At 55.3% G+C, this 15,123-nt stretch carries 14 protein-coding genes; 9 read left to right on the forward strand and 5 right to left on the reverse strand.

All coding sequences use genetic code 11. The features are described from left to right. Window positions 1-229: 229 nt before the first annotated feature. Window positions 230-1,885 carry a glucan biosynthesis protein D gene (locus C0560_RS10350; RefSeq protein WP_102103689.1) on the forward strand — a complete coding sequence of 552 codons (1,656 nt, stop codon included), beginning with the start codon at window positions 230-232 and terminating at the stop codon, window positions 1,883-1,885. Window positions 1,886-1,930: 45 nt separating this feature from the next. Further along, window positions 1,931-2,479, forward strand: coding sequence for a 50S ribosomal protein L7/L12-serine acetyltransferase (gene rimL / locus C0560_RS10355; protein WP_107703599.1), 549 nt, complete (start codon window positions 1,931-1,933; stop codon window positions 2,477-2,479). On the opposite strand, the gene ydcK is transcribed toward rimL, so the two are convergent. After that, window positions 2,474-3,454: a YdcK family protein gene (gene ydcK / locus C0560_RS10360; RefSeq protein ID WP_248860224.1), complete on the reverse strand. Its 981-nt coding sequence runs from the start codon at window positions 3,452-3,454 to the stop codon at window positions 2,474-2,476. The genes rimL and ydcK overlap by 6 nt on opposite strands. 122 nt (window positions 3,455-3,576) lie before the next feature. On the opposite strand from ydcK, the gene tehA reads away from it, so the two are divergent. Together tehA and tehB are read left to right on the forward strand one after the other, a co-directional pair. Beyond that, complete coding sequence (tehA, locus tag C0560_RS10365) at window positions 3,577-4,581, forward strand: dicarboxylate transporter/tellurite-resistance protein TehA (RefSeq protein ID WP_248860226.1); 1,005 nt, start codon at window positions 3,577-3,579, stop codon at window positions 4,579-4,581. Then, entirely contained in the window at window positions 4,578-5,174 is a 597-nt protein-coding gene (gene tehB, locus C0560_RS10370; protein ID WP_248860227.1) for a tellurite resistance methyltransferase TehB, read from the forward strand. The genes tehA and tehB overlap by 4 nt, the downstream gene beginning before the upstream one ends. Here tehB and pepT read toward each other — a convergent pair. After that, window positions 5,171-6,400, reverse strand: coding sequence for a peptidase T (gene pepT, locus C0560_RS10375; RefSeq protein ID WP_142503357.1), 1,230 nt, complete (start codon window positions 6,398-6,400; stop codon window positions 5,171-5,173). The genes tehB and pepT overlap by 4 nt on opposite strands. A gap of 112 nt (window positions 6,401-6,512) precedes the next feature. Here pepT and C0560_RS10380 point away from each other — a divergent pair, with 112 nt between their 5' ends. Both C0560_RS10380 and C0560_RS10385 read left to right on the forward strand, forming a co-directional pair. Beyond that, entirely contained in the window at window positions 6,513-8,105 is a 1,593-nt protein-coding gene (locus C0560_RS10380; protein WP_123427979.1) for an ABC transporter substrate-binding protein, read from the forward strand. 139 nt (window positions 8,106-8,244) lie between these two features. After that, window positions 8,245-8,919: a DUF3313 domain-containing protein gene (locus C0560_RS10385; RefSeq protein ID WP_123427977.1), complete on the forward strand. Its 675-nt coding sequence runs from the start codon at window positions 8,245-8,247 to the stop codon at window positions 8,917-8,919. Window positions 8,920-8,952: 33 nt separating this feature from the next. On the opposite strand, the gene C0560_RS10390 is transcribed toward C0560_RS10385, so the two are convergent. Next, window positions 8,953-9,849: a DMT family transporter gene (locus C0560_RS10390; RefSeq protein ID WP_107703592.1), complete on the reverse strand. Its 897-nt coding sequence runs from the start codon at window positions 9,847-9,849 to the stop codon at window positions 8,953-8,955. 170 nt (window positions 9,850-10,019) lie between these two features. Between C0560_RS10390 and C0560_RS10395 the strand changes: the two genes are divergently transcribed. After that, on the forward strand, window positions 10,020-10,892 hold the full coding sequence (locus tag C0560_RS10395; RefSeq protein ID WP_123427976.1) for a helix-turn-helix transcriptional regulator: 873 nt from the start codon (window positions 10,020-10,022) through the stop codon (window positions 10,890-10,892). Here the strand turns inward: C0560_RS10395 and C0560_RS10400 are convergent. After that, a complete protein-coding gene (locus tag C0560_RS10400) occupies window positions 10,872-12,059 on the reverse strand; it encodes a benzoate/H(+) symporter BenE family transporter (RefSeq protein WP_256469560.1) in 1,188 nt (395 codons plus the stop codon). The two genes, C0560_RS10395 and C0560_RS10400, sit on opposite strands and share 21 nt — an antisense overlap. 70 nt (window positions 12,060-12,129) lie before the next feature. On the opposite strand from C0560_RS10400, the gene C0560_RS10405 reads away from it, so the two are divergent. Together C0560_RS10405 and C0560_RS10410 are read left to right on the forward strand one after the other, a co-directional pair. Further along, window positions 12,130-12,657, forward strand: a complete 528-nt coding sequence (locus C0560_RS10405; protein ID WP_248860230.1) for a helix-turn-helix domain-containing protein — start codon at window positions 12,130-12,132, stop codon at window positions 12,655-12,657. Window positions 12,658-12,737: 80 nt separating this feature from the next. Next, window positions 12,738-14,702: a U32 family peptidase gene (locus tag C0560_RS10410; protein WP_248860232.1), complete on the forward strand. Its 1,965-nt coding sequence runs from the start codon at window positions 12,738-12,740 to the stop codon at window positions 14,700-14,702. Here C0560_RS10410 and C0560_RS10415 read toward each other — a convergent pair whose 3' ends face one another. Next, window positions 14,703-14,933 (reverse strand): DUF2554 family protein, encoded by a 231-nt coding sequence (locus C0560_RS10415; RefSeq protein ID WP_123427967.1) that lies wholly within the window; start codon window positions 14,931-14,933, stop codon window positions 14,703-14,705. Window positions 14,934-15,123: the final 190 nt, after the last annotated feature.

A 15,123-nucleotide genomic window follows, 5' to 3' on the forward strand; every position in this document is an offset into this window, starting at 1 on the left:
GCCTCTGATGCAGATGTCCATCAGAGGCTTTTTATTTTCGATTTATACATAACTTTACCGTCAATTCAGTCCTTTCCCCTCGACAGAAAATATTTCTCGCTTTGCTCAGAATATCGCCGCTCAACAATTGGATTTCTAACCGTTTTTGTTTAGGCTGTGCGTTCTTTCTTGCCGTCGTTTCGCTGCCCGCGAAACTCATTCACACGACCATAAGGACGTTTTCTCAGGCATGAATCGCAGACGTTTTTTACAAGGCTCGCTGGCAATGGCTGCGCTGAGCGGTACCGCTGGACTCTCATCGCTGTTTTCCCGTGCGGCATTTGCCGCGGAATCGGATATTGCCGACGGTCAGAGTCGTCGTTTTGACTTCTCTGTACTGCAATCCATGGCGCACGATCTGGCGCAAACTGCGTGGGGCGGTGCGCCGCGTCCGCTGCCCAATACGCTGGCGACCATGACGCCGCAGGCGTACAACGCCATCAAATACGACGAGAAACAGTCCCTGTGGAACAATATTGAAGACCGCCAGCTCGATGTGCAGTTCTTCCATATGGGAATGGGATTCCGCCGGCGTGTGCGTATGTTCTCGCTTGATTCTGCAACATCCCAGGCGCGTGAAATTCACTTCCGCCCGGAGCTGTTTAGCTACAACGATACGGATGTCGACACCCAACAGCTGCAGGGGCAGAGCGATTTAGGCTTTGCCGGTTTCCGCGCCTTTAAAGCGCCGGAACTGGCGCGTCGCGATATCGTCTCCTTCCTGGGCGCCAGCTATTTCCGTGCCGTGGATGATACCTATCAGTACGGCCTGTCTGCGCGCGGTCTGGCGATAGACACCTTTACCGATACGCCGGAAGAGTTCCCGGACTTCACCTCATTCTGGTTTGAAACCGTCAAGCCGAACGACACCACGTTTACCGTCTATGCGCTGCTCGACAGCCCAAGTATCACCGGTGCCTATAAGTTCGTGATCCACTGCGAGAAGAGCCAGGTGATCATGGAGGTGGATAACCACCTGTATGCCCGTAAAGACATCAAGCAGCTCGGCATTTCGCCGATGACCAGCATGTTCAGCTGCGGGAACAACGAGCGCCGCATGTGTGACACTATCCATCCGCAAATCCACGACTCCGATCGTCTGGCGATGTGGCGGGGCAACGGCGAGTGGATCTGTCGTCCGCTGAACAACCCGCAAAAACTGCAGTTCAACGCCTTCCAGGATAAAAACCCGAAAGGCTTTGGCCTGCTGCAGCTGGATCGCGATTTCTCCCACTACCAGGACATCATGGGCTGGTACAACAAGCGTCCGAGCCTGTGGGTTGAGCCGCGCAATCAGTGGGGCAAAGGCAGCGTCGGTCTGATGGAGATCCCTACCACCGGCGAAACGCTGGATAACGTCGTCTGCTTCTGGCAGCCGGAAAAACCGGTTAAAGCTGGCGATGAGCTGGACTTCAAATACCGTCTCTACTGGAGTGCGCAGCCGCCGGTTCGCTCGCCGCTGGCGAACGTCTACGCCACCCGCACCGGTATGGGCGGCTTCCCGGAAGGCTGGGCACCAGGCGAAAACTACCCGAAAGTCTGGGCGCGTCGCTTTGCTATCGACTTCGTGGGGGGCGATCTGAAAGCCGCTGCGCCGAAAGGCATCGAGCCGGTGATTACGCTCTCTAACGGCGAAGCGAAACAGGTCGAAATCCTCTACGTCGAACCGTTCGACGGCTACCGTATTTTGTTTGACTGGTACCCAACGGACGATTCCACCGATCCGGTCGAAATGCGCATGTTCCTGCGCTGTCAGGGGGATGCGATCAGTGAAACCTGGTTGTATCAGTATTTCCCGCCTGCGCCTGATAAACGCAACTACGTTGACGATCGCGTGATGCGCTAACGCTGAATTCCCTCTCCCAAAACGGGAGAGGGAAAGTGAGGACCCATGACGGCTAACACTCCTGAAATCATTCCTGTTACCGACCGCATCGAACTGCGGGCCATCGACGAGCGCTATACCGCTGAGCTGCACAATCTGGTGGTCAAAAACAAAAGCTGGCTACAAACCGCCTTTGACTGGGCGCAGTATGTGGGAACGGAAGACGACACGCGCAAAAATGTGCTCAGCAATCACATGCTGCATCAGCGCGGTTACGCGAAAATGTTCCTGATTTTTCAGGATCAGACCCTGAAAGGTGTGCTGTCATTTAATTCGATTGAGCCGACGAATAAGACGGGTTACATCGGCTACTGGCTGGATAAAGGCAGTCAGGGGCAGGGTATTTTGTCAAACGCGTTGCAGGCGTTTATGCGCTATTACGCTGAGCGCGGGGAAGTCCGCCGTTTCGTCATCAAATGCCGCGTGGCGAATGCGCAAAGCAACAGCGTGGCTGTGCGCAATGGTTTTGAGCTGGAAGGCTGCCTGAAAGAAGCCGAATTTTTAAACGGCGAGTTCCAGGATGTAAACAGTTACGCCAAAATCATTCGTCTATAGCGCGCCGAGCAGCGGGGTGCGGGTGATGCGCTGTTTACCGTTGATCACCTTCTCACCGCGTAGGTGGATGTTATCGCCACCGAATGCCTCAATCACCGCATCGTCGGTGATTTCAATACGATGCTCGATCAGCACATCGCCGCTGATTCTCGCCCGTCCCTGAATCACCACTTTGTCATCAATCAGGATCGGGCCACCGCGCAGCCAGGCCTGGCCGCCGATCAGCACATGATGTTTGATGATCACGTTCCCCTCGACCACTGCGTTTTCTGCTACCTGCGAACTGTAGCGTAGCGTCGGAATCGCATCGTCTTCACGGCCGGCAACCAGCCGGGCATTGCCATACACTTTTGCGCAGTCGCAGACCCAAACGTTATTCAGATCGTTGCCTTCGATGAGCGCATTCTCGAACACTTCGGCCCGATGCTCGATAAAGGCGAAATTGACCATCGCCTCCCCGTAAATCTGCGCCTGATGGACAATCCTGGACTGGCTGACGGTGGCGTTATCGTAAATTTTCAGAACCTGTTCACGATCCGGCGTCAGGCCAAGGGCTGCAATGATCGTGCTTTGATGCAGAATCCGTGCATTGCCGTAAAGATGGCAGATACCGCGCACTTCGGAAGACTGAACGGTGACGTTGTCACTTAACTGTGCGCCATGGCTGATGTGTGAACCGTCGACCCAGCTGTTATCAGCGATTTTCGCGCCGTGGCTGATCATACAAGGCTGGGTGATTCGCGCGTTATCGCGAATTTGCGCCTGTGCGAAAACTACGCTGTTTTCATCATAAACCCAGCAGTTACCGTCATGGGACAAGGCGCTTTCATCCTCAAGCCAGCCGCCTTTTGTCCCGGCGGTCACATCGCTGAAATCTCGTGTGGCGATGATTTGCCGGAGCTTTACGTCTGCTTTTGCTTCGCCGTTCTGCCAGTGGTGGAGGCGGGTTTCGTCGCTGAGTCGGTATTTTTGCATCTCGTGATCTCGGCTAAGGGTGTTTACTAACCGTAGCAAACTTTACGCCTTCTGAAGTGCTGGCAACCGCGTCTGAAACCCCTTAAACTAGCATTTCAAATATAATTTATACTTTAAAATGAATGCATAATAGACACAAATCCCAACTGGTTCTTAACTTACCCTTCGGTTACTTTGGCATGGTATTAGGGACTATTGGCATGGGTTTCGCGTGGCGCTATGCCAGCACGATCTGGCCGGTTTCCCGTTGGCCGGGTGAGATTCTGGTGCTTATGGCGATCCTCATCTGGTGTTTGCTGACCCTGGCAATGCTTACCCGCGCCGTACGCTTCCCGCACAGTGTTCTTGCGGAGATGCGCCATCCGCTGATGAGCAGTTTTGTCAGTCTGTTTCCGGCCACCACACTGCTGGTGGCGATAGGGTTTGTCCCCTGGTGTCGACCCGTTTCGCTGGTGCTGTTTGGTATCGGCGTTGTGGTGCAGCTGAGCTATGCCGCCTGGCAAAGTGCCGGTCTGTGGCGGGGGAAACACCCCGAAGAGGCCACCACGCCGGGCCTGTATCTCCCGACGGTCGCCAATAATTTCATCAGTGCGATGGCCTGCGGCGCGCTCGGTTTCCACGATGCCGGGCTGGTATTTTTGGGTGCCGGCGTTTTCTCCTGGTTGAGCCTTGAGCCAGTGATATTGCAGCGTCTGCGCAGTTCTGGCGAGCTACCGGCGGCGCTGCGCACCTCTCTGGGTATCCAGCTGGCGCCTGCGCTGGTGGCCTGCAGCGCCTGGTTTAGCGTCAACGGCGGCGAGGCAGATACCTTCGCCAAAATGCTGTTTGGCTACGGGCTGTTGCAGCTGCTCTTTATGCTGCGCCTGATGCCCTGGTATCTCTCCCAGCCGTTCAACGCCTCCTTCTGGAGCTTCTCGTTCGGCGTTTCTGCGCTCGCTACCACCGGGCTGCATCTGGGGCAGAGCAGTCCATCGGGCTTTTTCCACGCCATTGCGGTACCGCTGTTTATTTTTACCAACTGCATCATTGCGCTCTTACTGGTGCGCACCTTCATTTTACTGGTGCAGGGAAAGCTTTTAGTTCGTTCAGATAACGCCACGCTTATGCACGCTGAGGAAAAGAGATGACTCACTTTGATGAAAACTATTTTACGGAAAAATATGGCCTGACCCGTACTCACTCGGATGTGGTTTACAGCGCCGGGATCGTCAAACCCGGCAAAACTCTGGATCTGGGCTGCGGCAATGGTCGCAACAGTCTGTATCTGGCCGCGAAGGGTTATGACGTAACCGCCTGGGATAAAAACCCGATGAGCATCGATAACATCACGCGCATCCAGGCGGAAGAAGGGATCGCCAATCTGCAGGCTTCCGTGCAGGATCTGAACAGCCTGAGCTTTGACGGTGAGTACGATTTTATTCTCTCGACCGTGGTGATGATGTTCCTGGAAGCCAAAACCATTCCAGGACTGATTGCGAACATGCAGCGCTGCACCGTGCCTGGCGGTTACAACCTGATTGTGGCGGCGATGGATACGGAAGATTATCCGTGCACCGTTGGTTTCCCGTTCGCCTTTAAAAGCGGCGAGCTGAGCCGCTACTACGAAGGCTGGGAACTGCTGAAATATAATGAAGACGTCGGTGAATTACACCGCACCGACGCCAATGGCAACCGCATCAAACTGCGTTTCGCCACACTGCTTGCCCGCAAACCGGCCTAACGCGCCGCCAGCAGGCAGAGTTGCAGGGCCGTTTTGTAAGAGGCCTCGAACGACGACAGCGGCAAAAACTCAAACTTCGAGTGGAAGTTATGCGCGCCGGTGAAGAAGTTCGGGGTCAACAGTCCTTTCGCTGACAGGGCCGCACCGTCGGTGCCTCCGCGCATCGGCGTCGGTTTTGGCGTGATGCCGAGCGACGTCATCGCCTCAAACATCAGGTCGATAGCACGACGATCTTCCCCAATCGCATTGCTGATATTGCTGTAGGTGTCTTCAATGTGATGCTCGACGCGGGCAGTAGGGTGTTGCGCGGCGATTTTACCGGCAACGTCAGCGATCTGTTGTTTGCGCGCGGCAAAACTCGCTGTGTCGAAATCACGGATATTGGCTTTCAGTACCGCCTCGTTTTGCCCGGCCTGAATGCCGTTAAACCAGATATACCCCTCGCGGCCCTCGGTGCATTCCGGCGTCTGCTGACGGTCGAAGTGGCTAATGTAGTCCATCGCCATCAGTAGCGGGTTCACCAGCACGCCTTTCGCCGACATGGGGTGAGCGGTTACGCCGGTAAAGCGGATTTCTGCCGCTGCCGCGTTAAAGTTCTCGTAAACAATCTCGCCAATTTCGCAGCAGTCGATGGTCCAGGCAAAATCAACGTCAAAACGTTTTAGATCCAGCGCTTTCGCCCCGCATAAGCCAATCTCTTCATCGGGCACAAACGCCACCACGATATCGCCGTGCTGATCTTCTGCCGTCAGGTTTTCCAGAACCGTCATTACCACCGTCACCGCGGCTTTATTATCTGCGCCTAATACGCTGGTTCCGTCGCTGAAAATAATCTCTTCGCCAGGATAAGCCAGTATTTCCGGATGCTCATTCACCCGTAACCAGATCTGTTTCTCTTTATTCAGGCAGAGGTCTTCTCCTGTAAAAGTTAATATTTGCGGATGAATATCCGGTGATAATCCCACGTCTACCGTATCAATATGGGTAATAAAACCAACGCGCGGAGCGCCGCTGACATTGCCTTTTTTGACGGCGGTCACCGTGGCAAATTCGTCGATCACGATGTCGCTCAACCCCAGTGATTTCAGCTCTTCTGCCAGTACCCGCGCCATCTCGTGCTGGCCCGGTGTGGAAGGGAGGGTTGCGCTTTTCGGATCGCTCTGGCTGGTGATAGCCAGGTAGCGATAAAAGCGTTGGGTTAATTGACTGGAAAGCGAATTCGTCATAGTGATTCTCTCTTTATTTGTATTATCAGGTGTTTGCATTGTCACTTTAATGGTATTTATGCAATGGCAAAAGAATTAATTAGCCGTCGAATTAAAAAGACAGGAAAATGCGATGAATAGCAAACTGACAACCTTAACCCTGGCAATTGCTGCATTAACGGTAAGTTCCGCCGTGGCGGCAAAGACACTGGTGTATTGCTCCGAAGGATCGCCGGAGAATTTTAATCCCCAGTTATACACCTCTGGCACCAGCGTGGATGCCAGTGCCGTACCGGTCTATAACCGACTGGTCGATTTTAAACCCGGCACGACGGAACTGGTGCCAAGCCTGGCCGAAAGCTGGGATGTCAGCGAGGACGGCAAGGTTTACACCTTCCACCTGCGCAAGGGCGTTAAATTCCAGAGCAATAAATTCTATAAACCGACGCGCGATTTTAACGCCGATGATGTGATTTTCTCCTTCATGCGGCAGAAAGACGTTAACCACCCGTACCACAACGTCTCCAACGGCAGCTATTCCAACTTTGAAAGTCTGGAGTTCGGCAGCCTGATTACCGCTATCGACAAGGTGGACGACCACACCGTGCGCTTTACCCTGGCACACCCGGAAGCGCCGTTTGTCGCCGATCTCGCCTGGTATTTTGCCTCGATTCTCTCTGCGGAATACGCCGACGCGATGCTCAAAGCGGGTACGCCGGAAAAAGTGGATATGGACCCGATAGGCACCGGGCCGTTTAAACTGACGCAGTACCAGAAAGATTCGCGCATCCTCTTCACCGCATTCCCGGACTACTGGCAGGGCAAATCAAAACTCGACCGACTGGTATTTAGCATCACGCCGGACGCCTCCGTGCGTTTTGCTAAAATCGAGAAAAACGAATGCCAGGTGATGCCGTTCCCAAATCCTGCCGATCTGCCGCGCATGAAGGCCAACAACGATATCAACCTGATGAGCAAAGCGGGGCTGAACACCGGATTTCTGGCGTTTAACACCCAAAAGCCGCCGCTGGATAACGTGAAAGTGCGACAGGCGCTGGCGATGGCGATCAACAAACCGGCGATCATTGACGCGGTGTTCCATGGCACGGGAACCGCAGCGAAAAACCTGCTGCCGCCGGGCATCTGGAGCGCCGACAGCGAGCTGAAGGATTACGATTACAGCCCCGATAAGGCCAAAGCGCTGCTGAAAGAGGCGGGATTTGCCAACGGCGTGAGTATCGAGCTGTGGGCGATGCCGGTGCAGCGCCCGTATAACCCGAACGCCAGACGGATGGCCGAAATGATTCAGGCTGACTGGGCGAAAATAGGCGTGCAGGCCAAAATCGTCACCTATGAGTGGGGCGAATATCTTAAGCGTGTGAAGGGCGGTGAGCACCAGGCGGCGCTGATGGGCTGGACCACGGCGACGGGCGACCCGGATAACTTCTTCGGCCCGCTGTTTACCTGTACGTCCGCCAACGGCGGCTCGAACTCGGCGAAATGGTGCTATCAGCCGTTTGATAAGATCATCAACGAGGCGAAATCGATAACCGATCACGAGAAACGCGTGGCGCTGTACAAAGAGGCGCAGCAGATGATGCACGATCAAATGCCTGCGGTGATGATTGCGCACTCCACCATTTTCGAACCGGTGAGAAAAGAGGTGACGGGTTACGAAATCGATCCGTTTGGTAAACATCTCTTCTGGCAAGTGGATATTAAATAACCATAAATCACTGCCCGTGACTATTCCGGGCAGTTTGTTTTTTGAATTGTGCCGCCAGCACCCTTTTTGTCACAACAAACCCCTGATTCTTTTGCTATAACTTCATATGCATATCTGCACATAACAGGGATTCACAACCATGCGTACTCACACTTTTTTTAAAGTTGCAGCGCTCTCTGGCCTGCTGGTTTTAGCGGGCTGCGCGTCCAAAGTGGCGCAACCCGATCAATATTCGGGCTTTTTGAAAGATTATTCAGGCTTGCAGCAGACAACGTCAGCAACGGGAAAACCGACGCTGCGCTGGGTAGATCCATCCTACAAACCGTCTAATTACGATAATATTGTGTGGAATCCAATCACCTATTATCCGGTGCCTAAACCCACCACGCAGGTAGGGCAAAAGTTACTGGACGATCTGCTGGCCTACACCAATACCAAAATGAAAGCGGCCATTGGTCAGACGAAACCGCTGGTGACAACACCAGGGCCACGTAGTCTGATCTTCCGCGGCGCGGTAACGGGTGTGAGTTCGAAGAGCGAAGGGCTGCAGATCTATGAAGTGGTGCCGGTTGCGCTGGTAGTAGCAGGTACGCAAATGGCGACAGGACACCGCACGATGGACACCCATCTCTTCTTTGAAGGTGAGTTGATCGATGCGTCAACGGGTAAACCGGTGATCAAAGTGGTTCGTAAAGGCGAAGGGAAAGAGCTAAGTAACGAAAATTCACCAATGACCGTGGCGACGCTGAAACAGGTCGTGGATGATATGGCGACGGATGCCACCATGTTTGATGTGAACAATACCAAAAAATAATCTGAAACCGGCGGCCTCACACCGCCGGTTTTTTTATGCCATCCGCAGACGCCTGAACCAGGTTTCCGGTCGGGTGAACATCACCAGGTTCCCCGTCAGTATCAGCAATAATCCCGCCACCGCGTTCATGTGCCAGACGTAGCCCTCATACACCGTAGAAATCGACAGCGCGACCAGCGGGAACAGCAGGGTGCTGTAGGCCGCTTTGCCTGCACCGATGCGACCGACGAGGGTGAAGTACGCGCCAAAGGCAATCACAGATCCAAAGATCGCCAGATACAGCAGCGCACCGATGTAGCTCATGGTCCACTCGGGGACAAAACTGTCGCCGCGAACCAGCGCAATCGCACCCATCACCAGCGTACCGTAGGTCATCGCCCAGGCGTTGGTGGTCATGGTTTCCAGGCCGTTACGCTGATGGCGAAGGCTGATCATATTGCCCAGCGAGAAACCGTAAGTCCCAAGCGCTGACAGGCCGATACCCAGCAGCAGTTCGTGACTCCAGCCGCTGGCCAGCAAATCGTCCCAGAAGAGGGTGATGATGCCGAGCAGCCCCAGGATCGCGGCGGCCCAGAAGCGCGCCGGTGGACGCTGGCCGAAGAAAATAAAGCTGTTAATGGCGTTATACAGCACCGCCATCGAGAAAATGACTGACTCCAGCCCGGTATTGATAAACTTCGCCGCCGTGTAAAAGCACCAGAAGTTGAAGCAAAACACGCAGCAGCCCTGAACCATACAGAACAGATGATCGCGCACCGCCAGTTTACGCAGACGCCCCAGCGCCAGCAGGACCAGCATCATCGCGGCGCTCGCCACGGCAAAGCGCCAGAAAATGGACACCGGCGCGGCAACCGGTCCTTGTTGCAGGAAAATCGCAATCCAGGTCGTCCCCCAGATCACCACCACCAGCCCATACAGAAGTGCGTTCATCGTTCTCTCTTATCAAAGGGTAAAAGTGAAGTGTGACCGGAACTGAACCGGCGCGCTTTCAGCCACTTGCGGCTCACTTGCAAATTCTTGCGCTTTTTTGTTTCCCCATGACTGGTATCGCGGGGCAACACTTCTTAGACTGTCGATCTGTTTACTTGCCAGTTACGGTTATGTCTCACGCTTACGACACCTTTGAAACCCTTCGCCAACAGAACGCCGTGCTGCGGGAGACGGTCGCCCTCAATTCGGGCATCCAGCTGGCGGCGTGGTACAACAAGCACGATACGGTGACGGTAAAAAGTAACCACCATACCCTGAGCCTGTATGTGGCGGACGGCTACGAGAGTTACCACAAAACGGCCAGCGGCTGGAAAAACGGCGGCGGGCCGGACCGTTTTTGCCTGATGCCAAAAGAGAGCGAGTCGAGCTGGGACATCCGCGACGATTTATCCTTTGTGCACCTCTACTGCACTGACGAGCACCTGCGCGAACTGGGTGAGAAGATCTGGGATAAAAGCCCGGCGGCGATCGCGCTGGATGAAAAAACCTTCGCCAGCGACCCTAAAATCGCGATGCTTTATCGCCAGTTTTTGCTCGGCTGCGACTGGCAGCAGCAGGCCAACCAGCTGACGCTCAGCACCGCCAGCACCTTGCTGCTGACCCACCTGATCCAGAACTATTCCAGCGTGCAGTGGAAGCTGCCCGTCGTGACGGGCGGCCTGTCGCCCTACGTGCTGCGCAACGTACTGGAGTATGTGAATAACCATCTTTCCCAGGCGTTAACGCTGGCTGAACTGGCTGCGGTAGCGGCGTTGAGCGAATACCACTTTGCCCGTATGTTCCGCCAGTCGATGAATATGGCGCCGCATCAGTACGTCATGCAGCAGCGTATGGAAAAGGCGAAGAATCTGGTGCAGTTCACTCAGCAACCTTTGACCGACATCGCGCTGGCCTGCGGGTTTAGCTCGGCCAGCCATTTCAGCAATCGCTTTAAAGCGACCCTCGGATTAACCCCCTCGCAGCTACGCGCGGCGACAGCGTGATAACACGACAAAACAGATCCCACCCGCGATAAGCCCCCAGAACGCCGACCCAATCCCGAGCAGTGTTACACCGCTGGCAGTCACCAGAAAAGTGACGATGGCCGCATCGCGCTCCGCCTCATGCTGTAACGCCTGATACAGACTGCCACTGATGGTGCCCAGCAACGCCAGCCCGGCCAGCGTCTGGATCCAGCTGAGCGGCAGCGCCGCCATCAGCGCGGTAATCGATCCGCCGAAAATGCCTGCCAGCAGATAAAACACGCCTGCAGCCGCCGCGGCCAGCCAGCGCTTGCTGGCGTCCGGGTGCGCGTCCGGGCTTTGACAAATGGCGGCGGTGATTGCCGCGATGCAGATGGAAAAGACGCCAAACGGCGAGAACAGCAGGGCCAGTGCGCCGGTAAAGATGATCAGCGGCGAAACCGCGACCGGATATCCGGAGGCTTTCATGGTGGCGAAACCTGGCGCGTTTTGCGACGCCATGGTCACGAGAAAGAAAGGCAGGCCGATGCTGACGAGCGTGGTGAAGGTAAACTTCGGCGCGATAAATTCCGGAAGCACCACGCGAAAAGCAAGACTATCCGTGACAACGTCACCTCTCGCCCAGGCTGCCACACTTCCGACCAGCAGTGTAGCGACAATGGCATAGCGCGGCGCGAAGGCTTTTGCGACAAGCCACGCCAGCAGCATGCTTCCACACAGCAGAAAATGGCCCTCAAGATGACTGAACGCCTGCAGGCCAAAGCGCAGCAGCACACCTGCGAGCATCGCCGCCGCGAGAGTATGTGGGATAATTTTCATCAGCCGGGCGAACAGACCCGTCACGCCGCAAAGCAGGATCAGCGCGTTAGCGAAGATAAAAATGCCGATGGTTTCGGCAAGGGTGACGCCCTGCAGACTGATCGCCAGCAGCGCCGCGCCAGGCGTGGACCAGGCGGTAAGCACCGGCGATTTGTACCACAGGGAGAGGGCGAGCGTGCTTACCCCCATCCCGATGCCGAGCGCGGTCATCCAGCCTGCAATCTGTTGCGGCGTGGCGCCCGCTGCGGCCGCAGCCTGCCAGATGATGGCGGCAGAGCTGGCGTAGCCCACCAGCACGGCGACGAATCCGGCCAGCACTGCCGGAAAAAGTGAGGAGGAAGGGCGCATAAAGACTCCGTTGTGCGTTATAGCGTCCGTGGGAATGTAGCACTGTGCGCTATAGCGTACAAGTGGTACACTCCCGGCAACGGGAGGATCTATGAATATCACTCAACATCTGGCGTCAACGCTGAAAAACGAGCGTCAGGCGCGTGGCTGGAGTCTGTCGAAGCTGGCGGACGAGACAGGCGTGTCGAAAGCGATGCTCGGGCAAATCGAGCGTAACGAGTCCAGCCCGACGGTCTCGACCCTGTGGAAAATCGCCACCGGCCTGAACGTCCCTTTCTCCGCCTTTATTACACCGGAAACGCACCCGCAGCCCGTCTTTGACCCGCAGCAGCAGGCGATGGTGGTCAAGCCGCTTTTCCCGTGGGACGAGACACTAAAGTTTGACCACTTTTCGATTACCCTGGCGCCGGGCGCAATCAGTGAATCGACGCCGCACGAAGCGGGTGTGATTGAACATGTAGTGGTGATCAGTGGGGAACTGGAGATGTGTCTCGACGGCGTCTGGTGCACGATTTTGCCTGATTCCGGCGTGCGTTTTGCGGGCGATAAACCCCATGCCTACCGCAACAGCAGCGGGCAGACCGTGCACTTTCATTCGTTGATACATTATCCCCGTTAAAGGTACGCAAAACGGTTTCGCTGTCGTAGACTTCTGACTACAATAGCCGCCATTTTGACCATAACGGATAACGACGAAGTATGCGCCTGCAATCCCATCATCTTGAACTCTTAAGCCCGGCCCGTGACGCCTCCATCGCGCGTGAAGCGATCCTGCACGGTGCGGACGCGGTCTATATCGGCGGCCCGGGCTTTGGCGCTCGCCATAATGCCAGCAACAGTCTGCGCGATATCGCCGAGCTGGTGCCGTTTGCCCACCGTTTCGGTGCCAAAGTGTTCGTGACCCTGAACACCATTCTTCATGATGATGAACTTGAGCCTGCCCAGCGTCTGATTACCGATCTGTACCAGACCGGCGTTGATGCCCTGATCGTGCAGGACATGGGCGTGCTTGAGCTGGACATCCCCCCGATTGAGCTGCATGCCAGTACCCAATGCGATATCCGCACGGTTGAAAAAGCGAAGTTTCTCTCTGACGTCGGTTTTACCCAGATCGTGCTGGCGCGCGAGCTGAATCTGAACCAGATCCGCGATATCCACCAGGCCACCGACGCCACCATTGAATTCTTTATCCACGGCGCGCTGTGCGTGGCCTATTCCGGCCAGTGCAACATTTCCCATGCGCAGACCGGGCGCAGCGCGAACCGCGGCGACTGCTCTCAGGCGTGCCGTCTGCCTTACACCCTGAAAGACGATCAGGGGCGCGTAGTGGCATTCGAAAAACACCTCCTGTCGATGAAAGACAACGACCAGACCGCCAACCTGGCGGCGCTGATCGACGCAGGCGTGCGCTCCTTCAAAATTGAAGGGCGCTACAAAGACATGAGCTACGTGAAAAACATCACCGCGCACTACCGCCAGATGCTGGATGCCATCATTGACGATCGCGGCGATCTGGCGCGTGCGTCTGCCGGGCGTACCGAGCATTTCTTTATTCCGTCGACGGATAAAACCTTCCACCGTGGCAGCACGGACTACTTCGTGAATGCGCGAAAAGGCGATATCGGCGCGTTCGATTCACCGAAATTTATCGGTCTGCCGGTGGGAGAAGTGCTAAAAGTCGCGAAAGACCATCTCGACGTGAAAGTGACCGAGACGCTCGCCAACGGCGACGGTCTGAATGTGATGATCAAACGTGAAATTGTTGGTTTCCGCGCTAATACGGTGGAGAAAACCGGCGAAAATCAGTATCGCGTCTGGCCAAATGAAATGCCTGCCGATCTCTACAAAGCGCGTCCGAATGCGGCGCTCAATCGCAACCTGGACCACAACTGGCAGCAGGCGCTGCTGAAAACCTCCAGCGAACGTCGCATCGCCGTGGATATCGAACTGGGCGGCTGGGAAGAGCAGCTGATCCTGACCATGACCAGCGAAGATGGCGTGAGCGTGACCCATACACTGGACGGTCAGTTTGAAGAGGCGAATAACGCCGAAAAAGCGCTGAACAGCCTTAAAGAGGGCGTGGCGAAGCTCGGGCAGACAATCTACTACGCGCGGGATATTCAGGTGAACCTGCCCTCCGCGCTGTTTGTCCCGAACAGCCTGTTGAACGCGTTCCGTCGCGAAACGGCAGAGATGCTGGATGACGCGCGTCTGGCAAACTATCCGCGCGGCAGCCGTAAAGCGGTTTCTGTGTCTGCGCCGGTCTATCCGGACACCCATCTGTCGTTCCTTGCTAACGTCTACAACCACAAAGCGCGGGCGTTCTACCATCGCTATGGCGTGCAGCTGATCGACGCGGCCTATGAAGCGCACGAAGAGAAGGGCGATGTGCCGGTGATGATCACTAAACACTGCCTGCGCTTCGCCTTTAACCTTTGTCCGAAACAGGCTAAAGGCAGCATCAAAAGCTGGAAAGCAACGCCGATGCAACTGGTGAACGGTGACGAAGTGTTAACGCTGAAATTTGACTGCCGTCCGTGTGAAATGCACGTCATTGGTAAGATGAAAAATCACATCTTCAAGATGCCACAGCCGGGTAGCGTGGTGGCATCTGTCAGCCCGGAAGATCTGATGAAAACCCTGCCGAAGCGTAAAGGGGTTTAATCAGCGAAAATGGGTCTCCGGTTTGCGCGATTTTAGCCAGTGATGGTGCTCGCGCAAACCCTCCGCGGACTCCTCCGCCACATACCGCAGTTCGTCGCTGTCCGCGCTATGACGCAACTGATGGTCGGCATTCTGTACCAACAGGTATTCATGCCCTTTATGCCCCGCCATTAACTGACCCGAAAACAACGCGCAGGTCAGCAGTACGATTGATAAACACGTTTTAACCATTTCATCACCACCGCGTAATATTTGCGGCTACTATGCCAATAGTTGCGTCGTGTTATTATTCGGTTATTCAAACTAACGAAAAGAATTTGTCAGTTTTTTAGCGCCAAATTTGAATCAAGTCCAATAATGGACCCAGCATTTTTAAGGGAATTTCAGCGTGTTGAAGAACCTGCAAATAATAGGCGCTAGA

This window comes from Lelliottia sp. AC1 (assembly GCF_023278595.1).
Classification (GTDB): domain Bacteria; phylum Pseudomonadota; class Gammaproteobacteria; order Enterobacterales; family Enterobacteriaceae; genus Enterobacter; species Enterobacter nimipressuralis.